Genomic DNA, 20,695 nt, shown 5'->3' with positions numbered 1-20,695 from the left:
ACCGTTCCGAAACCCGTTGCGAGCGGACGTGGTTCGCGCGTGCCGGCTAGCCGATCCGGACGGTCTTCGACACGGTCACCTGATCGATGTCGCTCGTACGGACCGTCACCTTCATCGTCCAGGTGCCGGGCAGCGGGAGGTTGAGCGCGTCGGCGGCCCAATAGCCGCCCCGGTTCTCGACCTTGGCGTCCAGCGGACCGATCTTCCGTCCGTCGAGCGTGAAACTCAGCCGCAGTTCGGGCACGGTCGCGATGCCGCCGTCGGGTCCGTAGATCACCATCTGGACCTGGTTCTCACCCACCCGACTCGGCGTCAGTTCGACCTGCACCTTGCCCCGCCCGCCCGGCGTCCCCACGTCGAAGGGGATCAACGTGGTGGAGCCGAGGGTCTGTTCGGACGCGGTCCGGGCCGCCTGCTCCTCGGACACCGCCCGGCCCGGCTGCGCGCCCGTCAGCAGGGTCGTGATCACGAGCACCACGACCCCGACGGTGATCTCCGCGAGCACCGAGCGGCGCAACGCACTCCGGTACGGAGACGGGTCCTCGCCGCTCGGCCCTCCCGGTCCGGGGTCCGCGCCGGCGTTCACGTTGCGGCCGTCGGGGCCCTCGACCGTGCGCGTCTCCTCGACGAGCCCGGCCCGCGCGGCGCTCTCCGCGCGCCCCGCCGCCCCCACCACCTCGGGCACCCGCAACGGCGCCGCCACCGCGGCCGGCATCGCGAGCCGTGCGGTCCAGCGGCGCGAGTACGCGGCCGCCGAGAGCAGCAGCACGACCGCCACCAGTTTCGCGGCCAGCAGCCTGCCGTACTGGGTGGAGGTGAGCGCGTCGAGGGAACCGAGGCCGCGCCAGGACTGGTAGACGCCGGTGGCCACCAGCACGGCGACGCTCGCGAGGGCCAGGCGCGAGAAGCGGGCCACCGCGGCCGCGGGAAGCTCGTCGGGCGTCCGGTACAGCGCCGTGAGCAGCGCGGCCAGGCCTCCGAGCCATACCGCCATCGCCAGCAGATGCAGCACCGCAGAGGTCATCGCCAGCGGGACCTGGATGCCCGCGGAGGCGTGCTCGGCCACCGCCCAGGTGAGCGCCAGCGCGAGCGACAGCAGGGTCACGACCGCGAACCGCAGCCGTGCGCCGACGGCCGGACCACCCACCGTCGCCACCGCGCCCGCGGCCCGCTCGCCGTCGCTGTCCGGCCCCCGGCCGTGCGCCCGCGGCAGCCCCGCGCGCCCCGCGAGCGCGGCCGCGACACCGAGGAGCACGAGCCGCACGAGCAGCGCGATCCCCGGCCGGCTCGTCGCCGTCTCGCGCAGCACCCGAAGTTCGAAGACCGTCGTGGGGCCGCTGCCGCGCTCGTACGGTCCCCGGAGCAGCAGCAGTGCCACCGTGGCCGCCAGCAGGGTCCACCAACCGCCCACGAGCAGACCCCGGGCCACTCCCGCACCGGTCGCCATCGCGAACACAAGGACGCCGAGCAGCAGGGCCAGGCCGCCGTAGGCGACGTAGCGGGCGATGTCGTAGAGCGTCGTGGTGGCGGCGTCCTGGGCCTCGTCGGACGGCAGCACCGCGGTCGTCGCGGAGGGCTTGCCGACGGAGAACGTGAGCGCCCCGGACACCGGATGGCTGTCCGCCGACACCACGCGCCAGGCCACGATGTAACTGCCCTGCGGCAGTCGGGGGAGCGTGACGCGCGCGGTGTCCGCGCGGCCGTCCGCGTGCTCCTGTTCGCCCGTGTGGACCCGGCGGTTGCCCGGGTCGAACACGCGTATGGAGTCATCCAACAGTCCGACGGATTCGGAGAAGGTGAGGGTGACCGCCTCGGGCGACGTCTTCAGCACACTGCCGTCCACCGGGTCGACGTCCTTCAGGACGGCGTGCGCGGAAGCGGAACCACCCCCCGCGAGGAGCAGCAGGGGAACGACGAGCAGCACGAACACGAGGTGCCACGGCCGTCGCCCGCCCGCCACCGCCACCGATCTCCCGTCGCCCACGCGTCCTGCGCCCACGTCTTGTCTCCCGTATCCGCCGTCCCGGGTCCCGGTTACGTACGGACGGTGCGTCCGCTGCGCTCAGCGCGGCGGCGATCCCCCACCCGTACATGCGTCAGGTCATCATGGCCGCAGGTCCCGTCACCACGTGGGCCGGGCCGACACACCGCCGTCCACCACCAGGTCGTGACCGGTGATCCAGGAGGCGAGCGGCGAGGCCAGGAACACACAGGCGTCCCCGACGTCCTCGGGGCGCCCCAGCCGGCCGGTGGGCACGGCACCGCGCCAGCGGCGCACCCCCTCGGGCCAGTCCTCCGCCAGCCCTTCGCGGTCGATGAGTCCGGGCGAGACCGTGTTGACGCGGATCCCGTGGGGGCCGTACTCGAGCGCGGCCGACCTCGCGTGCATGACCACGGCCGCCTTGGACGCGCAGTAATGGGCGTGCAGGGGCGCCGGATGCGTGGCCTCGACGGAGGCGATGTGCGTGACGCTCCCGCCGCCCGTCGCGCGCATCACCTCCACCGCCGCCTGCGTGCAGGCGAACACGCTCGAGAGGTTGGCGTCGACCACGGCCCGCCAGTCGGCGGCCGTCATCCCGGACAGGTCCTGCGTGGGCTGCACGCCCGCGTTGTTGACCAGTGCCGTCAGCCTTCCGCCGCCCCAGTCGGCCGCGTCGCGGACCAGCCACGCGCAGGCGTCCTCGACGGTGAGATCGGCCTGGAGGACGACGGCACGGGAGCCCATGTCACGGATGCGCCCGGCCACGTCGTGCGCCCCGGAAACCGATGTGCGGCAGTGGACCGCGACGGCGGCGCCCTCCTCGGCGAACCGCAGCGCGATCCCGCGTCCGACGCCTGCGCCCGCGCCGGTCACCAGGGCAACCTGTCCCCTCAGCAATCCGCTCATGACCGGCACAGTCCCGCGATCCGGGCCGCCGCGGCCGGATAGCGCGCCGTCAGCGCGGCCGCGTCACCGTGTTCGTAGCCCTCGTAGGTGAAGCCCGGCGCCATGGTGCACCCGAAGAGCGTCCACGACCCGCCCGCGGCGACCCGCCCGCCCATCCAGGTGCCCGCCGGCACGGTGAACTGGACCCTCTGGCCCCCGAGGACGTCCGGTCCGAGGACAACCGTCCGCACGCTCGCGTCGGCGCCGAGGAGCAGCAGCTCCAGTGGATCGCCGAGGTAGAAGTGCCAGACCTCGTCCGCCGGAAGGCGGTGCAGCGCCGAGTAGTCGTCCGGCTGGGCGGTCAGCAGGGCGACGATGGCGGTGCCCGCCGGGCGTCCGTCGGGCAGCGGGGGTCCCGCCCAGGTGCGCCGGAACCTCCCGCCCTCACGCGGGATCGGTTCCAGGCCGTAGTGGGCGACGAGGTCGTCAGGGGTCACGGCACGCAGGCTAGGGCCTCACCGGACGGGTGAGGAACGCGAGCCGCGCCCGCTTCTCGGGGAGGTACACGTCCGGCAGGTCGACCTCGGGCAGGACGACGGCCGGGCCGGGGACGAAGCCCTGACGCAGGAAGCGGGCTATCGCCTTCTCGTTGCGCTCGTCGGGGTCGACCACCACCCGCCGCCGGCCGAGGCCGTCCAGGATGTACGAGGTGAAGGCGGTCAGCAGGGCCGAAGTCCAGCCCGCCCGCGCGCCGGTGGAGCCGGGGGGCGCGAGGAGGAGGTGGGCACCGATGTCGCCCGGTTCGACCGCGTAGCACGCGCCGACCCGGTCGGCCTCCGGCTCGTAGGTCTGCAGGAGCGCGACCGGCGCGCCGTCCTTGACGGCGAGGAAGGCGTGATGGGTGTCCAGCGTGGCCATATGGCCGTAGATCTCGCCCACCTGCTCCTTCGTCAGCCCGTTCATGCCCCAGAAGGAGGCGCGTTCCTCGCTCACCCAGCCATGGACGAGGTCCAGGTCGGCCCGGGGGTCCAGAGGCACGATGCGGACCGCGCCGAAGCCCTCGACCAGCTCCTCGTGGACGGCCCCGCGGTGGGCGGCGTACGGCTCGGCGGCCGTCGGCGCCTCCTTCGTCAGACGGTCCCAGTCGGTGACGACCGGGACCAGCTCCCCCTCGAGCCACAGGGGCAGTTGGTCGCGGTGATGGGGCGAGCCCGGGACGCCCAGGGCGCCGAGGGGGACCACCCAGAGGCTGTCGTCGCGGCGGGCGAGGTCCCAGACATAGCGGGCGGCCGGGCCGCGTGCACTCAGATCGGTCAGGCCGGGCACGCAGGACGTGCACAGGACGCAGTCGTGGTCCCCGGACAGACCCGGTTCCTCGTACGGCGTCCCGGGCGTCGCCCGCCAGAGGGCGAGCCGGTGGGTGTCGCCCCAGGTTCCCCGCGGTGGGTTCGCGGCGACCTCCTCCAGTGCCTCGCGCACGATCGCGGCGCGGTCGACGCCGTAGAGGTCCTCGGCGGCCAGCAGGTGTTCGAGGGCGAAGCCGATCCGGGGCAGAAGGGCGAGCCAGGGCAGGAAGACCTCCGGATACGCGGACGGCGCGGCGGCCAGTCCGGCGAAGGCGGGGTGCGCGGCGAGCCGCCGTACGACCGCACCGCGCACCGCCGCGTACACCGCCGCGGCACCGCTGTCCGCGTCCATGTGCCGGTCCCAGGCCAGCAGGACGTCGCGCAGCGCACCCGCCCCGGGAGTGAGGCTGTCGAGGGTGCGGAGGCGGTCGAGCAGCGGAGCGGCGGACGCGAGACGGGTGTCCATGTGGACGGCCGGTATCTCCCCCGCGGACCACCGCGGCTTCCGCTCCAGCAGCTCGCGGATGCGGTCGGCCCGGTGATCGGGGGCGAACTCGACGCCGAGGGGGGCGGCCGGTCCACGCTGGTTGGCCATCACGGCGATGCCGTTCTCGACGTCCCCCCGCGGCATGTCGTGCCACCCCCGCCACTCGTGCCCGGGCTCCCAGGCGGGAACGAGCCGCGACCGGCCCTTCCCACCGCGCCAGGGCACCACTCCGGCCACCCGGTGGAGCACACCGCCGTCGACGTCCGCCGCCAGCACGACGTTGACGGGCTCGGCCCACAGATCGAGCGCGCGGTCCACATCGGCGACGCGCCGGGCGCGCAGCAGGGGGAGCAGGGCGCCGAAACCGAGGCGCTCGGTGACCCGGGGCGGATGGCGCAGGGAGACGGCGGCCTGCGGGCGCGTGCCGGTGCCCGCGGACTCCGGGCCGCCGACGACGACCGGGCCCCGCCCGGTCTCGATCACCTCGACCTCGACCGGATCGCCTCCGCCCACCTCGACCGTCTCCACCAGCCTGACCGCGGCACGCCATGTGCCGTCCGGGTCAAGCGCCTCCACTCCGCCGTCCGCCGTGCGCCGCAGACGCTCGCGGTAGAGGTCCTGGTAGTCGGCCATCGCGTTGGTGATCGCCCAGGCGACGGGGCCCGTGTGACCGAAGTGCGCGATGCCGGGGATGCCGGGGACGGCGAGGCCGACGACGTCGAACTCGGGGCAGGCGAGGTGGATCTGCTGGTAGACGCCGGGGTCCTCGATGAAGCGGTGGGGGTCTCCGGCGACGATGGCCCGCCCGGTGACCGTGCGCTCGCCGGTCACGAGCCAGCCGTTGCTGCCCGACGTGCCCGGCCCGTCGGTGGCGAAGAGGCCGATCGCCTCCTCGCCGAGGCACCGCGCGGCCTCCTCGCGCCAGAGCTTGGCCGGGAAACCGGCGAACAGGATGTGGGTGGCGAGCCACACGCCGAGGGGATGCCAGGGCTCCCACCGCCCGGGGACAAGTCCCGTCGTGCCGAACTCGGGGGTGCGACGCGCCCCTTCGGCCAGCCCCTCGTTCACTCCGTCGGTGTACGCGCGCACCCATCGCGCGGTCTCGGGGTCGTGCCGCTCCAGCGCGGCGAAGCAGCGTCTGGCCGTGTCGTCGAGCCGGGCGCGTCTGGCGAGCGTGTCCCAGGCCAGGGCGGATGTGCCGAGGAAGGAGGCGGAGGTGCCCTGCGCCCGGTGCCGCTCGACCTCCAGCTGCCAGGCCCGGTCCAGGGCCGTGACCCTGCCCTGGAGCCGGGCGAGGGCCGTTGTGTCGTCGGCGCGCAGATGCGGGATGCCCCAGGCATCGCGGTAGATCTCGGTGGGCACCTGTGACCCTCAATTCTTTAGGTTAGGCTTACCTAAGTTACTGGGACGGAATCGTAAACGACGAGTGGGGGCGCGATGGGTCAGGGGCAGGGGCGCGGTTGGGAGGGCACGGTCCTCAGGCTGCTGCGTGCGAAGGACTTCGTGTTCACCGTGACCGACACGGAGGACGTCACACCGCACTACCGGCGGCTGCGCCTGACCGACGGCGGAATGCTCGGGGCGACCGGCGTGCATCCCACGATGTGGGTGCGGCTGTGGTTCCCGGGCCCGGGCCGTCCGCACCAACGGGCCTACACCCTGGTCGACCCGGACCCGGCTTCCGGCACCCTGACCCTGGAGTTCGCCCTCCACGACGGGCGAGCCGCCGACTGGGCACGGGCCGCGAAGCCCGGCGACACCGTGGAGGCCACGGTCCAGGGCACCGCCTTCCACCGACCCGAACCGGAGCCCTCGCACGTCTTCGCGATGGCCGACCCTGCCTCGCTGCCCGCGCTCAACTCCCTCCTCTCGGCGCTGGCCCCCACCCCGGCGACGGTGTGGTTCGAGGGGGCGCCGGACGGTCTCCCGCTGCGCATCGATCCCGCTCGCCACGAGCTGCGCGCCGTCCCCCGCGGGGACGACGGCGCCCAACTGGTCGCCGAGGTGGGATCGGCCCTGCCGGGCCTGCTGGAGGCCGCCCCTCAGCCCTATGTGTGGATCGCCTGCGACACGGTGACGACACGCATGCTGAGCGCGTACGCGCGCAAGGAACTGGGCGTCCCGGCACGGCGGCTGCACGCTCTGGGGTACTGGCGCGCGACCTGAGCCGGCACGCGGGATCATCGGGGCATGGACGTCACCCTGCATCTCGCCCAGGATCCCGAAGCCGACGCGCTCCTCGGACGCAATCCGCTCGCCGCGCTGATCGGGATGCTGCTGGACCAGCAGGTTCCGATGGAGTGGGCGTTCAAGGGGCCGTGGACCATCGCACAGCGGCTCGGCACGGACGAACTCGACGCGCACGAGATCGCGGCACGGGACCCGGAGGCCTTCGCCGCCCTGTTGTCGCAGAAGCCGGCGGTGCACCGCTACCCCGGCTCCATGGCCAAGCGCGTCCAGCAGTTGTGCCAGTACCTCGTCGAGCACTACGACGGGGACCCCGAGGCCGTCTGGAAAGGCGTCGGCAGCGGACGGGAGTTGCTGAAACGACTCGAGGAGCTGCCCGGTTACGGAAAGCAGAAGGCGCAGATCTTCCTCGCCCTGCTCGGCAAGCAGCTGGGCGTGCGGCCGGAGGGGTGGCGGGAGGCCGCGGGGCCCTACGGCGAGGACAAGTCGTTCCGTTCCGTCGCCGACATCACCGGTCCCTCGTCACTGGCGAAGGTCCGCGCGTACAAACAGGAACTGAAGGCGGCGGCGAAGGCCGCCAGGACGGCGGGCCGCTAGCGTCAGCCGGTTGGCCCACCCGGCTGGCGGAGTGTTCGAGCCCGGTCCCAGCATGGACCATGACCGAGGCACCGAGCGGCTCCCCCCGGGAATCCGAATACGACGACCGCCGCGTCCACGCCACGCGTGACCCGCACACACCGAGGCCCGCGTCGCAGGATGTCGAACCCCCCTTCGAGGGAGTCCTGCACTACTTGTCCCGCACGGCCTGGCAGGTCGTCCTGGCCACCGGCGTCGCGTCCCTGATCCTGGGGATCCTGGTCCTGGTCTGGCCGGGACCGTCCCTGCTCGCCGCGGGAGTTCTCTTCGGCCTCTACCTGATCATCAGCGGTGTGCTCCAACTGGCGTCCGCCTTCGGCACGCACAAGGCCACCTCGCTGCGTGTCCTGGCCTTCATCAGCGGTGCGCTGTCGATCCTGCTGGGCCTGTTCTGCTTCCGCGGCCCCATGGAATCGGTTCTGCTGCTCGCGCTGTGGATCGGCATCAGCTGGCTGATCCGCGGGATCACGCAGACCATGGCGGCCGCACACGACCCCGCGGTGCCGGCGCGCGGCTGGCAGATCTTCCTCGGCGTCGTGACCTTCGTCGCCGGGATCGTTCTGATCGTCTCGCCGTTCGCCTCGATCGCCGTGCTCACTCTGGTGGCGGGCTGGTGGCTGCTCGTGGTCGGTGTCGTCGAGATCGTCACGGCGATCCGGATCCGGAGCCGCGCGAAGCAGATTCCTCGTACCGTCTGATTGGCGTCAACACCACGCCCGGAACGTACGCCGAGCGGGCGGTTTCGAGGACGACACGATGAACGATGCTCGCCAAGCGGGCAGATGACCTCTCGTGAGCCGCACCCCGTATGCCCCGCGCACCGCCCGCCGGTACGCCTGGCTGCGGGCGCTCGTGGTGCTGGTCGCGCTGCTGACGGCCGGCGCGCACACCGGGGCGGTGACGGCCGACTCACTCCCGACGTCCACGGCTCAGACCTGCGACGCGGAGTACGAGCAGCTCGCCGCGACCCCGACGCCGGCCAGCCCCCAGGGCCACCGCGCCCTCGCCTCCTCGCGGCCGGGTCCGCCGGGCGGCGCCAGGCCGTCCGGCCCCGAGGGCTCGGTGCCCCTCCTCCCCGGGGCGGCGCACTCACCCACGCTGCACGCCCTGCGCACGGTCGTCCTGCGCTGCTGACAGGTCCCGCCCTCCGGAACCGTCATACCTGCAAGCAACGCAAGGACACCGACATGCTCATCGACCCGTACGCGGTCCTGCACGCCCTGCTGCGTGCCGAGGCGGCGCGCAGCACGAAACCCCGGACCACGACCGAACCGGAAGCCGAGACCGGGGAGCAGCCGCCCCCGGCCACCACCCCGCCCGAGAAGGACCGCGAGTAGCACGCACGGCGGCCGCCCCAGGGCCGGGCGGCCGCTCCCCCTCCCCACCGGGCCCCGGCCGGCGGCCGGAGCTCGGGAGCCCGCTGTACATGAGGGCGATCACCACCGGCGGGAGCCGCGCGACGGATGCGGCCGAAGCCGCCCCGTGGCCCCCCACCAGCCGTGACCCCAGGACCGCACACGTCGCACCCGGGAGCCCGGAAGGACTCACCCGCCCCGTGGAAGCGGTGGCTCCCAGGCAGGCTCCGGCCATGGCTCCCCCTCACCTCACTCCCGTTTTGCCCCTGTTTACCGTGTCTTTTCCTGTGCCGTACTCCGTCGCCATGGCTGCGCCCGGAACGTCTCGACCGGTAGGCTTTCCGTGTGATCTTCAAGCGCATCGGAAACGGCCGGCCGTACCCCGACCACGGCCGGGAAAGCACCCGGCAGTGGGCGGACGTCGCGCCGCGCCCGGTCCGCCTCGATCAGCTCGTGACGACGAAGCAGCAGCTCGACCTGGAGACCCTCCTCGCCGAGGACTCGACGTTCTACGGCGACCTCTTCGCGCACGTCGTGAAGTGGCAGGGCGACCTGTACCTGGAGGACGGCCTGCACCGCGCGGTCCGCGCGGCGTTGCAGCAGCGCCAGGTCCTGCATGCGAGAGTGCTCGAACTCGACTGACGTCCCGTCGTCCTCGCCTCGTCCGTGCACCGCCGGCCGTTGTGAGACCCGCTCGTCTCCGCGGCGTCCGGCCGTCCGTGTGTTCCCTTTGACCCTTTCGGGTTGGAGTGCACGGCGTTGAATGATCATCTAGTAGGCATTGCCGCCCGGGCGCACTACGCTGCGCCTCATGAGCATGCTGACTCCCCCTGGCATGGGCGGCCAGTACCGGATCACGGGGGACAAGTACCCGCGGATGCGCCGTCCCCGGCGCCGCGGCAGGATCGTGTTCACCGTCGTCGCCTCCGTGGCCGCCGTCGGGCTGATCGGCTGGGGGACCCTGCAGCTCATCAACGTCTTCAGCGGCAACGGCGGCAATGCGTCGGCGTCCGGCGCGAGGGCGCACTGCGCGAAGGCGGATGCCACGCCCGCGGCCCTCAAGGCCCTCCCCGCGCCCGCCCAGATCACGGTGAACGTCCTCAACGCCACACCCCGCAGCGGCCTCGCCAAGCAGACCGCGGACGAGTTGAAGAAGCGCGGCTTCCACATCGGGGACGTGGGCAACGCCACCGAGGAGTTCGACAAGAAGGTCAAGGGCGTCGCGCTGCTGCTCGGCCCCAAGACGGCCGTCGACACCTCGCTGACCGTCCTCGGCGTGCAACTCCCGGCCGCCGAACGCCGCGCGGACGCGTCCCGCACCGGCCCCGCCGTCGATCTGATCCTGGGCGACGGGTTCAAGGCGCTGACGAGCAAGCCGGACGCGGACAAGGCGCTGACCGCGCTCACCAGTCCGACGGCGTCGCCCACGGGCGGCACCAAGAAGGGCTGCTGAAGCTTCCCGCACCCGCACGGCGGGGAACGCTCAGGCGGCCGTGCGGCCGCCGTACCGGGCCGTCGGCGGCTTCCGCACGGAAATCGCCACCGGCCCGAACGCCGTCTACTCGGCCGCCCCGTAGAGGCGGTCTCCCGCGTCGCCCAGCCCCGGCACGATGTAACCGAGCTCGTTGAGCCGCTCGTCGACCGCGGCCGTCACCACCGTCACCGGCGTGCCCGCCAGTTCGCGCTCCATGACGGCGACGCCCTCCGGGGCGGCGAGCAGCACCACGGCCGTCACGTCGTCCGCGCCGCGCTTGATCAGCTCCTGGATCGCCGCCACGAGCGTGCCACCGGTGGCCAGCATCGGGTCCAGGACGTACACCTGACGCCCCGACAGGTCCTCCGGCATGCGTGAGGCGTACGTGGAGGCCTGGAGCGTCTCCTCGTTCCGGATCATGCCCAGGAAGCCCACCTCGGCGGTCGGCAGCAGCCGCACCATGCCGTCGAGCATGCCGAGGCCGGCGCGCAGGATCGGCACGACAAGCGGGCGCGGACGGGCGAGCTTGACACCCGTGGTCCGGGCGACCGGGGTCTCGATGTCGACCTGTTCGGTACGCACGTCACGGGTCGCCTCGTAGGCGAGCAGGGTGACGAGCTCGTCGGCGAGCCGACGGAAGGTCGCGGAGTCGGTGCGCTGGTCGCGCAGCGTGGTGAGCTTGTGGGCGACCAAGGGGTGGTCGACGACGTGGAGACGCATGTCCCCAACAGTAACCGGGCCTCCCACCCCCACCGCGCCCCTGTCCGACGCCGTTGGCGGCGGACCGCTCACCTCGGATCCTTCCCCCCTTCCGCGCCGGCATCGAACCCGCCATCGGAGGGAAAGTGAGAGGGACACAACTGGGGTGGTGTGTTCATGTCCGACCGGAAGTCCGAAGAAGTGCGCGAAGCGCGGCGGACGGATGCCGAACGTATGCGGCGCCGCGCCCGGTTCCTGCGAGAACTCGCCGAGGCACGCGAGCTGCGCGACCGCGTCCAGCCCCGCCGCGCCAAGGTCGCGCGCCTGCGTCACGCCGTGCGTATGCGCACCTTCCGCTGGTAGTGACGCGGCCGCCACGGGGGTGGCCGTGCGACCACACGGCCCCGAGCCGCGTACGATCCGCAGGTGGCGGCAATGAGTGCGCTGGTGAGTGGACTGCTTGCAACAAGCGCTCCGCGATCAAAACGGCCAGACACAGGGAGCCGAAGACGTCCCCTGAGCGCCTTGTTTCTGCCACGATTCCGAGTGGGCGGGGCTCGGAGCAGCACTCCCCGCCCGCAACCTCCGCCGGGGGGAACCCCAACCGGCACGCCTATGACCAGTGGGAGAGTCACGGTGTACTTCGCCGCACTGCTCGCGCGCACCGAAGACGGGTGGGAAGCGAGCGACACAGAGCTCGACGATGTGGAAACCCTGTCGGATCTGACCGACCTGGCCCGCGAAGCCTCGGTCGACGAGGACACGGTGCTCGTACTCATCGAGCAGGAGGACGCGTGGTTCGGCGTAGTCCGCGTGGACGGCGAGGACGACCCTCGTATCTACGTTTCGGACGCCGCGGCCGCGGCCCGCAGCTCGTACGGCGAGATCCTGCTCACCGACGAGCTGCTCGGAAGGGAGCCCGGTGACGATGTCGCCGACCTGGACTCCCTCGATCTCGACGGTACGGAGGACGGTGAGCCCGAGGACGCCGACGACGAGGAACCGGCGGTCGCGGACCTCGCTGTGCCGCACGGTCCCGTGGGTGACAGCGCGATCCTCGACGACCTCGGCGTCGACGAGAAGGAGCTGCGCATCCTGGACGCCGAGGACGCGCTGAGCTCGATCGCCGACGCCCTGGGCGCCTCGGACGTCCTGGAGACCGTCCGCTAGGCGCACCGAGTGACCGAGGACGGGACGCCGGCCCCCGATCCGGTGCGCGACCGCTGGCGGGCCGCGATGCGGCTCGCCCTGGACGAGGCCGGCCTGGCCGTCGCGGGCGGTGACGTGCCGGTCGGCGCCGTCGTGCTGTCCGCGGACGGCTCGGTGATCGCCCGCGGCCACAACGAGCGCGAGGCGACGGGCGATCCGTCGGCTCACGCGGAGATACTCGCGCTCCGCCGGGCCGCCGCGGCGCTCGGCGAGTGGCGGCTGCCCGGCTGCACGCTGGTCGTGACGCTGGAGCCCTGCACGATGTGCGCGGGCGCGGTGCAGCAGTCCCGGGTGGACCGCCTGGTCTACGGCGCACGCGACGAGAAGGCGGGCGCCGCCGGGTCGCTGTGGGACCTGGTGCGCGACCGGCGTCTCAATCACCGCCCCGAGGTCATCGACGGCGTGCTCGCTGACGAGTGCGCCCGCATGCTCACGGACTTCTTCAGGAGCCGCTGAGTCCCGCGCCGGATGCCCCGGATATGGATTTCTGACCACAGCCCACCTTGGGGTAGGGTCTCCCTCGGTAGCGTGTCCGAGCGGCCGAAGGAGCTCGCCTCGAAAGCGAGTGTGGCGCAAGTCACCGAGGGTTCAAATCCCTCCGCTACCGCAGGTAGAACGGGCGTCCGATCTTATGGATCGGACGCCCGTTCGGCTTCCGTCTCAGTTGCCCAATCCGTCTTGGCCTGCTCATGGCGGATACGTTGGCCCACTACATCGGCCTGCGAGACCCCAGCGTTGCGGCCGTGTGCCGGGCGTCGTGCAACCGTCCGCCACGGACTTTCGCTTCATCAAGGAACTCCTTCCAGTCGTCGTAGTCGGTCCGGGGCGATGTGCCTCGCCCACGTCTCCCAGCGCGGGACGACTTTCTCTGCTCTATCAAGCGCCGGCTGCGCTCCGCTCAATCGGGCGCGCATCCAGGCTCCGCTGCGCGCTGTGATTACCGTTCGCATTCACCCAAAAGGGTCACCTGAAAGGGCAACGGTGTACGTATGCGGGTCGCATGGGACGGGGCGTCCGCGCAGAGGAGTGCCCCGGAAGGAGGCATCATGTTCCGCCACTCGATACGTACGCTTGTGGTCGGTCTGTGCACACTGACTGCCGCGTCCCAGGCTGCCACGGCTGTGGCACTTGCCGTGCCGGGTGATCACCACTAGGCCACGTACGCCACCACCCGGACTCTCCACTCACAGACCCTCGACGACCTGATGACCGCCATGAAAGGGGAGGCGTTCGCCCACGCCGTCTACAACCTCTTCAGCACTCAAGCCGACAGCCAGGCCTACCCGGCCGTCGGCGAGCTCTTCCGCAATACGGCGCAGACCGAGCTGAACGAGCATCTGCCCGAAGCGGCCACGCTGGCGGGTGCGGTCGGTTCGAACGCGGACAATCTGCGCGAGGCTATCAACGGCGAGACCTACGAGCACCAGGTGATGTACCGCGGTTTCGCCGACCAGGCCCGCAAGGACGGGGACATCGAGGCCGCCGATCTGTTCGCGGAAATCGCCACGGACGAGGGACGCCACCGTGACGCCTACCGCGCCGCACTGGCTGTCGTGACCACCGGCCAGGGCGCCATCCCGGCGCCGCCGAAAGCCGACATGGTGTCGGTGCCTGCCGGACTGCCGAAGGTGAAGGCCGCCCGCACAAAGGCCAACCTCGACACCGCCATGCACGGCGAGGCGCTTGCACACGCCAAGTACATGCTCTTCGCCGCCCGCGCCCAGCAGACCGGCAACCCTGCGCTGGCCCGGCTGTTCGAAGGGACCGGCAGGGTTGAGCTGCATGAACACTTCGCCGGCGAGGCGGTCCTGGCCGGCCTGGTCAGCACGACGAAGGACAACCTGAGCAAGGCCATCGCTGGGGAGCACAACGAAGCGACCATCTTGTACCCAGGGTTCGCCGAGCGAGCCGTCGCTGTCGGCGACACCGCCGCCGCGGGCTACTTCCGCGACACCGCCGCCGACGAGGCCAAACACGCAGCCGCCTTCGAGCAGGCCCTCAACCAGCTGCACTGATTCTTGGCCGAGCCGCGAGACCGGTCGGACGCCGGCAAGAACGTCCGGCCGGTCACGCATCGCATGGCCAGTCGGGGCCGCCGCTCATGGCGTATCCCCGCGACCGTCCAGTGTCTTTGTGTAGATCCGCGGCCCGGTGTCAGCGGAGCCAGGGATGGTTGCGGACCACCGGCAGGGACGCCCAGGCACGGCCCAGGCCCCAGGTGTTTCCGGCGCCCACCGCGGCGAGCACGATCAGGAGCACCGCCTCCACGACGTGATAGTCCACCCAAGGATTGGTGGACATGCTCGGAGATCCGTCGGAGAGGTGTTTTGCGGGCGGCCACTCCGCAGCCCACATCAAGGCAAGCATGATCGTGCCGCAAACCGCGGTGATCCTGAGCGCGATGCCCGCCAGCAGGGCGAGCCCGATCCCCAGCAGTCCCAGCATGAACAGCCAGTCGGCCCAGGCTGCCCCCGCCCAGCCGCGGAACGTCGACTCCAGGGGACCGACTTTGACGCCCTTGAGGAAGCCCATCGTGGGTGAGCCACCGTTGATCCATGCTCTGGCCGGCGGCGTGAGATAGCCGAAGCCGAAGGTCTTGTCCAAGAAGGCCCACAGGAACAAGAAGCTCATGATCAGCCGGGCCCCCGCCACCACCCTGGCCGCAGCAAGCGTGAGCCCGCCGCTCCGGGAGAGATCGCGGGGCTGGTCGGCCACAGGGGCAGCCTGGTTCCGGTACCGAAGCCAGTGCGCGTGATGAACAGCCATGACGTCCCCTCCTCCGATTTGCGGGGGTGGAAGCAGCTGTCATCACCCACCGTGTCGAAGAAGCTTGCAAGCCGGTACAGGTCGAAGGTCCCTCGGCGGGGGACGAACGACCCAACCTCTCCCCATGCTTCGGCTTCCTCCCGCTGACAGGCGCGGCGAACATCACCACGACGAGGAAGGCGTCAGCACACCTCGAAAGCGAGTGTGGCGCAAGTCACCGAGGGTTCAAATCCCTCCGCTACCGCAGATGGCCGAAGGGTCCGGCTCGACGAGCCGGACCCTTCGCGCATCCCCGGCCCCGGTATCCGTCCCGGCCGGCCGATCGAGCGCTCCATCATCACGGCAGCCCCGTGCTGCCCGCCCGGCCGACTCAGGTCTTCTTCGCCGCATCACCGCAGGGCCGCCCTCCTCATCGAGCCCGGCTGCCGGCCCCTTCCACATGAGCCCGCCGACGACCCCACAGTGAACGTTGTCTCATGACAACTATTTCCATGCGGGGCGGGTAGCAGTAGGAAGACCTTGCCCCCGTCGACCAGGTGATCCCATGGCGTTCTTCGCGGTCTCCAGGCACCGCCCTCTGGAGCTGCTGTCCGTCACCGACCTCGCCATGGAGCACGAACGGCTCCAGGCGGAGAACGAGCAGCTCCAGCGTGCCCTGTCCTCGCGTGCCGTCATCGACCAGGCCATCGGCGCCCTGGTGGTCCTGGGGCAGCTCCCTCCCGAGGAGGCGTGGCGCGCCCTGCGGGACGTCTCGCAGCGCACCAACACGAAACTGCGCGTCGTCGCGGAGGACGTGTTGAAGTTCGCCCAGGGCGGCACCCTGCCGGACGCCGAACTGAACGAGTTGCGGCGCGCACTGGCCCGCTACCAGTCCTGTTCGTCGGCGCACCGGACTCCCGGGATCACGGCGGCCGACGACGGACCGCCCGCCACCTGAGACCGGCGACCGCGCCGTGGAGCACCCGGCGGGGAGGAACCGCGTGAGGACCTGATGGATGCGTGATCTTTTGCGAGACCCGAACACCTGGCCGCGTTAGACTCGCCGCCGGCGAACGGGCCCCGCGGGGCGGAGGAGACGGGGGAGGCCTCGGTGGCGGTACCGGGAAAGAAGATCGGGTTGTACGCGGTCGTGGTCTTCGTGCTCTACGTGATCATCACCAATCCGGCCAGGGCCGCCGACTACGTCCAGATAGGGTTCGAGGGCATTTCGAATGCCGCCAAGGCCATCGGCCACTTCATGACATGGATCGCCAACGGGGCCCAGTGAGGCTTCCGGGGCCCGGGCGGCCACCGTCGTCACCCTGGGAGCACCCGTGATCCGGCATCTGGTCCTCTTCAAGCTCAACGAAGGCGTCCGGCGTGACGACCCGCGTGTCGTGGAGGGCGTACGCGCCTTCGAAAGGCTCGGCGACGTGATCGACGAGCTGCGCTTCTGGGAGTGCGCCTGGAACATCACCGACCGGCCCATCGCCTACGACTTCGCGATCAACTCGGCGGTCGACGACGCGGACGCGCTGCGCCGCTACCTGGAGCACCCCGCACACCAGGAGGGCGTCGCGCTCTGGCGCGAGTTCGCCACTTGGGTGATGGCCGACTACGAAATCTGAGCGATACCGCCCACTGATTCAGGGCGACACCACCGCAGAGCCCCCCACCGGAAACGGCGGGGGGCTTTTCTGCGTGATGTGCCCCAACTCTCCCTCAACACGGAGTTATGCGGTGCTTGCACACAGTGTCCATTTCTTGTGATGCTATGACCGCTTTTGACGGCGAATTGACGGATGCGTGGATGGATGAAGAGGTGGCGTTGACCGTGTCGGCCAGTACCGCGCCGCCCCAGGACGAGGCTCCGGCCCCCGCTGCCGGCCCGCCCCAGGAATCCACCACGACCGACGACACCACACCGGAGGAATCCACACCGCCCGCCACGGACCAGAAGCGCCGCGGGGCCGACACCCGGGCCCTCACCCAGATGCTCTTCGCCGAGCTCAAGGACCTGGAACCGGGCACGCCGGAACACCATCGTGTGCGTGGGGCGCTCATCGAGGCGAACCTCCCTCTCGTGCGCTACGCCGCCGCGCGCTTCCGCTCCCGCAACGAGCCGATGGAGGACGTGGTCCAGGTCGGCACCATCGGCCTGATCAACGCCATCGACCGCTTCGACCCCGAGCGGGGCGTGCAGTTCCCGACCTTCGCGATGCCCACCGTCGTGGGCGAGATCAAGCGCTACTTCCGCGACAACGTCCGCACGGTCCACGTCCCGCGCCGGCTGCACGAGCTGTGGGTGCAGGTCAACAGTGCGACCGAGGACCTGACGACGACGTTCGGACGCTCCCCCACCACCGCGGAGATCGCCGAGCGGCTGCGCATCACGGAGGAGGAGGTGACGTCCTGCATCGAGGCGGGACGCTCGTACCACGCGACCTCGCTGGAGGCCGCCCAGGAGGGTGACGGGCTGCCGGGGCTCCTCGACCGGCTCGGCTACGAGGACCCCGCTCTCGACGGGGTCGAGCATCGCGACCTCGTCCGGCATCTGCTCGTACAGCTGCCCGAGCGGGAGCAGCGGATCCTGCTGCTGCGCTACTACAGCAATCTGACCCAGTCACAGATCAGCGCGGAGCTGGGGGTCTCCCAGATGCATGTGTCAAGACTCCTCGCCAGGAGTTTTGCACGACTCAGATCCGCAAACAGGATCGATGCCTGACCCGCGAGAGCGAATCCGTCCGCAGGCCCCCTTCCCTGCCGATCCCCGCTGAAAAGCCATCAGAAGACCTTCAACCAGGGCGCTTTCGCAACTTGCATGTCGACATGTCACTACAGCGCGTTGCCGACATGTGACATTCTTCCCCAAGCGCGTTTGCCGCAGCCTCGTGGCCGGTATTCAGGTGGAGGCTGCGTTCCCGACGACGGGAGCGTCCGCCGCGACCGTCCCGCGACCCAAAGGGGGTGGCATGTCCGCAGACCAGGGCAGCTCGAAGGTGCTCACGCTCATGCAGAGCGACTCCGCGCCCGATGTGCTTCAGGACCTTCAGGCCCCTCAGGACCTCCCGAGCGCCGAGACCGTTCCGGTCCCCGAGGCCCAGGACGTCCCCTCCGCCCACGACGCCATCGACACCCGCACCCTGTCCCGCTCCCTCTTCCTGCGGCTCGCCACCCTCGGCGAGCACAGCCCGGAGCGCGCCTACGTCCGGGACACGCTCATCGAGCTGAACCTCCCGCTCGTGCGGTACGCGGCCGCCCGCTTCCGCAGCCGCAACGAGCCGATGGAGGACATCGTCCAGGTCGGCACGATCGGGCTGATCAAGGCGATCGACCGCTTCGACTGCGAGCGCGGCGTGGAGTTCCCGACCTTCGCGATGCCGACGGTCGTGGGCGAGATCAAGCGCTTCTTCCGGGACACGTCCTGGTCGGTGCGTGTGCCGCGCCGCCTCCAGGAGCTGCGCCTGGCCCTCACCAAGGCCAGCGACGAGCTCTCGCAGAAGCTGGACCGGTCCCCGACGGTCACCGAACTCGCCGCCGTGCTGGGCGTGTCGGAGGAGGACGTGGTCGACGGCCTCGCCGTGGGCAACGCCTACACGGCGTCCTCGCTGGACTCCCCGGCCCCCGAGGACGACGGCGGCGAGGGCTCCCTCGCGGACCGCCTCGGCTACGAGGACTCGGCCCTGGAGGGCGTGGAGTACCGCGAGTCCCTCAAGCCGCTGCTGGCCAAGCTTCCGCCCCGTGAACGGCGGATCATCATGCTGCGTTTCTTCGCGAACATGACGCAGTCGCAGATCGGCGAGGAGGTCGGGATCTCGCAGATGCACGTCTCGCGGCTGCTGACCCGCACGCTCGCGCAGCTGCGGGAGGGCCTCATCTCGGACTGAGCCGCCGGGAGCCCCGGGCCGGTGCCCGGGGACGGCCCGTCCGCCCGAGGGTTCCTAATTGACGGGCCGTCAGACACACTGGCGCGATGCTTCGAGCGACGTGGTGGCGGGGTCGCCGAGGGGCCCTGATCGGTGCCTCGGCGACCGCCGTGTGTCTGGTGGGCATTCCGGCCGCGTGCGCGGGCGGCCCGGGCGACGACGGATTCGTCGCGGTCGGGCCCGCGGGCGGTACCCCGGTCGTCTCCGGTGCCGCGGTGGCGCCGACGGGGGATGTCGCGCTGGTGCCGCTGAAGGCGGCGGAGAGCCGCCGGGAGAGGGGACGGCGGCAGCCGCCCGCCGAGGCCGGCGCCTCGGTCGCGCCACAACCGCCTCCCGCGGCCACCCGCGCTCCGGAGGGCACCTCCGACAGCACCGCACCTGCGTCCCGCACCCCCGACTCCCCACCCCCGCAGGCGGGTTCGCCGACACCGACGGCAACCGCCCCGCCCGCTGAGCCGGGTGGACCGGCGGCACTGAGCGTGGGCACACCCGTACGGGAGCCCACGGACCGTCGCTGGTGCGAGAAGGTCACCCTCTCGCTGCGCAACACCGGGGGCAGCGCGGTGCGTTCGGGCACGGTCGCCTTCGGCACGCACATCGTCGGCGCGCTCGGGATCGACTGGGCGACGGTGGAGTCCACGGGCACGCTGCCGTCGCCGATCGCCGCCGGTGCGTCGACGAAGAAGACCTGGACGGTGTGTGTCGACGCGTGGCGTGTGCCGCCGGGCATGCACATCGACACGCGGGACGTGTCCGTCCAGTGGAAGTGAAGGTGGGAGCGGAGCAGGGCTCCGCCCTGCTCGTGCTACTTCAGCGCCAGCCAGGCGACCGCGGCGACGATCACCACGACGGCGATGACGCCCACGATCAGACCGACGCGCGGCCCTGACGAGACGGCGGCCTGGTGCCGGTCCTGCGGGGCCTCGTCGACGAACGCACGGAACATCTGCGTGTTGCCGGAGGGGTCGTAGTTGCCCTGGGGGCCCTGGGTGTTAGCCATGGCCCGAGACCCTAGCGAAAACGCGGAGGCTGCCCAAGTGCGGGTGCCCTTCTGCCACCCGTCGGCCCGGTGAGGGGACTGTGACCTCACTGTGCGACCACTGTCAGGGCCGGCCGGGCCCACGCGGTCCACCTGGGGGTTTACGATCGCCAATACTTGCCTTTGCCAAGTTTTTAGCCCAGGACCCCCGATTTAGTTTGCCTGCGGCAACCAACCGATTTATGGTTGCCCTAAGCAACGATACTGGGAGGGGTGATGGCCGAGCGAGCGCAATACGAAGAGCTGGCGCGTCAGCTCGGCGCCATCGGTGCCGTGACGCGGGACATGGGGCGGATCCTGCCGCCCGACTGCCCGGGCGGCTCCGCCGCCGTACTGACCCTGCTCGGCCGCTACGGGGACATGCGCATGAGCAAGCTCGCGGAGTTGCTCGCCGTCGACATCTCCGTCACGAGCCGCCATGTCGCGCAGGTCGCGGACCGCGGCTGGATCGAGCGCTCCCCCGATCCCGCGGACAAACGCTCCCGCATCCTGCGCCTGACCGTTTCCGGCCGGATCCAGCTCGACGAGTTGTCCCGGCGGACCACCGAACTGCTCGCCGAACGGCTGAGCGACTGGTCGCAGGACGACGTCGACCTGCTCATCCAGCTGATGGCGCGGCTGCGGGCCAGCTTCGGCGACTGCCGCTCAGCCCCCCGGCTGGTGCAGCTCGCGCCGGCGACGCAATCGGTTGCAGACCAGACCACCCGTACACCCGCATAAAGAACG

The 20,695-nt window shown here is 71.1% G+C and carries 25 protein-coding genes, 1 tRNA gene and 1 pseudogene; 19 read left to right on the top strand and 8 right to left on the bottom strand.

Going from position 1 to position 20,695, the window contains the following annotated elements; all coding sequences use genetic code 11:
- Window positions 1-46: 46 nt before the first annotated feature.
- The 4 genes from RCR19_RS19205 to RCR19_RS19190 form a co-directional block, all read right to left on the bottom strand.
- Complete coding sequence (locus RCR19_RS19205; protein ID WP_331269489.1) at window positions 47-1,930, bottom strand: copper resistance protein CopC; 1,884 nt, start codon at window positions 1,928-1,930, stop codon at window positions 47-49.
- Between the two features lie 192 nt (window positions 1,931-2,122).
- Complete coding sequence (locus RCR19_RS19200; protein WP_331266265.1) at window positions 2,123-2,887, bottom strand: glucose 1-dehydrogenase; 765 nt, start codon at window positions 2,885-2,887, stop codon at window positions 2,123-2,125.
- Window positions 2,884-3,363: a cupin domain-containing protein gene (locus RCR19_RS19195; protein WP_331266264.1), complete on the bottom strand. Its 480-nt coding sequence runs from the start codon at window positions 3,361-3,363 to the stop codon at window positions 2,884-2,886. Before RCR19_RS19195 ends, RCR19_RS19200 begins: the two co-directional genes overlap by 4 nt.
- Window positions 3,364-3,373: 10 nt before the next feature.
- Window positions 3,374-6,061 (bottom strand): GNAT family N-acetyltransferase, encoded by a 2,688-nt coding sequence (locus RCR19_RS19190; protein WP_331266263.1) that lies wholly within the window; start codon window positions 6,059-6,061, stop codon window positions 3,374-3,376.
- Between the two features lie 75 nt (window positions 6,062-6,136).
- Here RCR19_RS19190 and RCR19_RS19185 point away from each other — a divergent pair, with 75 nt between their 5' ends.
- The 7 genes from RCR19_RS19185 (at window position 6,137) to RCR19_RS19155 (ending at window position 10,330) form a co-directional block, all read left to right on the top strand.
- On the top strand, window positions 6,137-6,865 hold the full coding sequence (locus tag RCR19_RS19185; RefSeq protein WP_331266262.1) for a siderophore-interacting protein: 729 nt from the start codon (window positions 6,137-6,139) through the stop codon (window positions 6,863-6,865).
- 24 nt (window positions 6,866-6,889) lie between these two features.
- Window positions 6,890-7,483, top strand: coding sequence for an HhH-GPD-type base excision DNA repair protein (locus RCR19_RS19180; RefSeq protein ID WP_331266261.1), 594 nt, complete (start codon window positions 6,890-6,892; stop codon window positions 7,481-7,483).
- 59 nt (window positions 7,484-7,542) lie between these two features.
- Window positions 7,543-8,220, top strand: a complete 678-nt coding sequence (locus RCR19_RS19175) for an HdeD family acid-resistance protein (protein ID WP_331266260.1) — start codon at window positions 7,543-7,545, stop codon at window positions 8,218-8,220.
- Between the two features lie 94 nt (window positions 8,221-8,314).
- Window positions 8,315-8,656, top strand: a complete 342-nt coding sequence (locus tag RCR19_RS19170) for a hypothetical protein (RefSeq protein WP_331266259.1) — start codon at window positions 8,315-8,317, stop codon at window positions 8,654-8,656.
- A 53-nt stretch (window positions 8,657-8,709) separates the two neighbouring features.
- Complete coding sequence (locus RCR19_RS19165) at window positions 8,710-8,859, top strand: hypothetical protein (protein ID WP_199839210.1); 150 nt, start codon at window positions 8,710-8,712, stop codon at window positions 8,857-8,859.
- Between the two features lie 363 nt (window positions 8,860-9,222).
- Window positions 9,223-9,519: a type II toxin-antitoxin system VapB family antitoxin gene (locus RCR19_RS19160; RefSeq protein ID WP_004943146.1), complete on the top strand. Its 297-nt coding sequence runs from the start codon at window positions 9,223-9,225 to the stop codon at window positions 9,517-9,519.
- 169 nt (window positions 9,520-9,688) lie between these two features.
- Window positions 9,689-10,330: a LytR C-terminal domain-containing protein gene (locus tag RCR19_RS19155; protein WP_331266258.1), complete on the top strand. Its 642-nt coding sequence runs from the start codon at window positions 9,689-9,691 to the stop codon at window positions 10,328-10,330.
- 105 nt (window positions 10,331-10,435) lie between these two features.
- Here the strand turns inward: RCR19_RS19155 and upp are convergent, their stop codons facing one another.
- A complete protein-coding gene (upp, locus tag RCR19_RS19150) occupies window positions 10,436-11,071 on the bottom strand; it encodes a uracil phosphoribosyltransferase (protein WP_059130091.1) in 636 nt (211 codons plus the stop codon).
- A 156-nt stretch (window positions 11,072-11,227) separates the two neighbouring features.
- Here upp and RCR19_RS19145 point away from each other — a divergent pair, with 156 nt between their 5' ends.
- The 4 genes from RCR19_RS19145 to RCR19_RS19130 all read left to right on the top strand — a co-directional run bounded on the left by RCR19_RS19145 (window position 11,228) and on the right by RCR19_RS19130 (window position 12,866).
- Window positions 11,228-11,413 carry a hypothetical protein gene (locus RCR19_RS19145; RefSeq protein WP_059130090.1) on the top strand — a complete coding sequence of 62 codons (186 nt, stop codon included), beginning with the start codon at window positions 11,228-11,230 and terminating at the stop codon, window positions 11,411-11,413.
- Between the two features lie 273 nt (window positions 11,414-11,686).
- A complete protein-coding gene (locus RCR19_RS19140; RefSeq protein WP_331269488.1) occupies window positions 11,687-12,220 on the top strand; it encodes a hypothetical protein in 534 nt (177 codons plus the stop codon).
- 66 nt (window positions 12,221-12,286) lie between these two features.
- Complete coding sequence (tadA, locus tag RCR19_RS19135; protein WP_331269487.1) at window positions 12,287-12,715, top strand: tRNA adenosine(34) deaminase TadA; 429 nt, start codon at window positions 12,287-12,289, stop codon at window positions 12,713-12,715.
- A 66-nt stretch (window positions 12,716-12,781) separates the two neighbouring features.
- A tRNA-Ser gene (locus RCR19_RS19130) sits at window positions 12,782-12,866 on the top strand.
- 126 nt (window positions 12,867-12,992) lie between these two features.
- On the opposite strand, the pseudogene RCR19_RS19125 reads toward RCR19_RS19130, so the two are convergent.
- A pseudogene (locus RCR19_RS19125) lies at window positions 12,993-13,100 on the bottom strand (site-specific integrase); the annotation flags it as partial.
- 364 nt (window positions 13,101-13,464) lie between these two features.
- Between RCR19_RS19125 and RCR19_RS19120 the strand changes: the two are divergent.
- Window positions 13,465-14,274 (top strand): ferritin family protein, encoded by an 810-nt coding sequence (locus RCR19_RS19120; RefSeq protein ID WP_331266257.1) that lies wholly within the window; start codon window positions 13,465-13,467, stop codon window positions 14,272-14,274.
- A 139-nt stretch (window positions 14,275-14,413) separates the two neighbouring features.
- Here RCR19_RS19120 and RCR19_RS19115 read toward each other — a convergent pair whose 3' ends face one another.
- On the bottom strand, window positions 14,414-15,025 hold the full coding sequence (locus RCR19_RS19115) for a hypothetical protein (RefSeq protein ID WP_331266256.1): 612 nt from the start codon (window positions 15,023-15,025) through the stop codon (window positions 14,414-14,416).
- 544 nt (window positions 15,026-15,569) lie between these two features.
- On the opposite strand from RCR19_RS19115, the gene RCR19_RS19110 reads away from it, so the two are divergent.
- From RCR19_RS19110 to RCR19_RS19085, 6 genes are all read left to right on the top strand, one after another.
- Window positions 15,570-15,962: an ANTAR domain-containing protein gene (locus RCR19_RS19110; protein WP_331266255.1), complete on the top strand. Its 393-nt coding sequence runs from the start codon at window positions 15,570-15,572 to the stop codon at window positions 15,960-15,962.
- 153 nt (window positions 15,963-16,115) lie between these two features.
- Entirely contained in the window at window positions 16,116-16,292 is a 177-nt protein-coding gene (locus RCR19_RS19105; protein ID WP_331266254.1) for a hypothetical protein, read from the top strand.
- A 46-nt stretch (window positions 16,293-16,338) separates the two neighbouring features.
- Window positions 16,339-16,632, top strand: coding sequence for a Dabb family protein (locus tag RCR19_RS19100; RefSeq protein ID WP_331266253.1), 294 nt, complete (start codon window positions 16,339-16,341; stop codon window positions 16,630-16,632).
- Window positions 16,633-16,814: 182 nt separating this feature from the next.
- Window positions 16,815-17,729 (top strand): RNA polymerase sigma factor SigF, encoded by a 915-nt coding sequence (locus RCR19_RS19095; protein ID WP_220293502.1) that lies wholly within the window; start codon window positions 16,815-16,817, stop codon window positions 17,727-17,729.
- 247 nt (window positions 17,730-17,976) lie between these two features.
- Window positions 17,977-18,891 carry an RNA polymerase sigma factor SigF gene (locus RCR19_RS19090; RefSeq protein ID WP_331266252.1) on the top strand — a complete coding sequence of 305 codons (915 nt, stop codon included), beginning with the start codon at window positions 17,977-17,979 and terminating at the stop codon, window positions 18,889-18,891.
- A gap of 86 nt (window positions 18,892-18,977) precedes the next feature.
- Window positions 18,978-19,700, top strand: coding sequence for a hypothetical protein (locus tag RCR19_RS19085; protein ID WP_331266251.1), 723 nt, complete (start codon window positions 18,978-18,980; stop codon window positions 19,698-19,700).
- A 35-nt stretch (window positions 19,701-19,735) separates the two neighbouring features.
- Here the strand turns inward: RCR19_RS19085 and RCR19_RS19080 are convergent, their stop codons facing one another.
- Window positions 19,736-19,930 carry a hypothetical protein gene (locus RCR19_RS19080; RefSeq protein ID WP_059130083.1) on the bottom strand — a complete coding sequence of 65 codons (195 nt, stop codon included), beginning with the start codon at window positions 19,928-19,930 and terminating at the stop codon, window positions 19,736-19,738.
- Window positions 19,931-20,185: 255 nt separating this feature from the next.
- Between RCR19_RS19080 and RCR19_RS19075 the strand changes: the two genes are divergently transcribed.
- Window positions 20,186-20,689, top strand: a complete 504-nt coding sequence (locus RCR19_RS19075) for a MarR family transcriptional regulator (protein ID WP_331266250.1) — start codon at window positions 20,186-20,188, stop codon at window positions 20,687-20,689.
- Window positions 20,690-20,695 lie beyond the last annotated feature (6 nt).

The organism is Streptomyces sp. WAC07094, assembly GCF_036320405.1.
GTDB lineage: Bacteria > Actinomycetota > Actinomycetes > Streptomycetales > Streptomycetaceae > Streptomyces > Streptomyces lannensis.
Note: the sequence above shows the minus strand (reverse complement) of the source record. Positions and strands in the feature narration are given on the sequence as shown.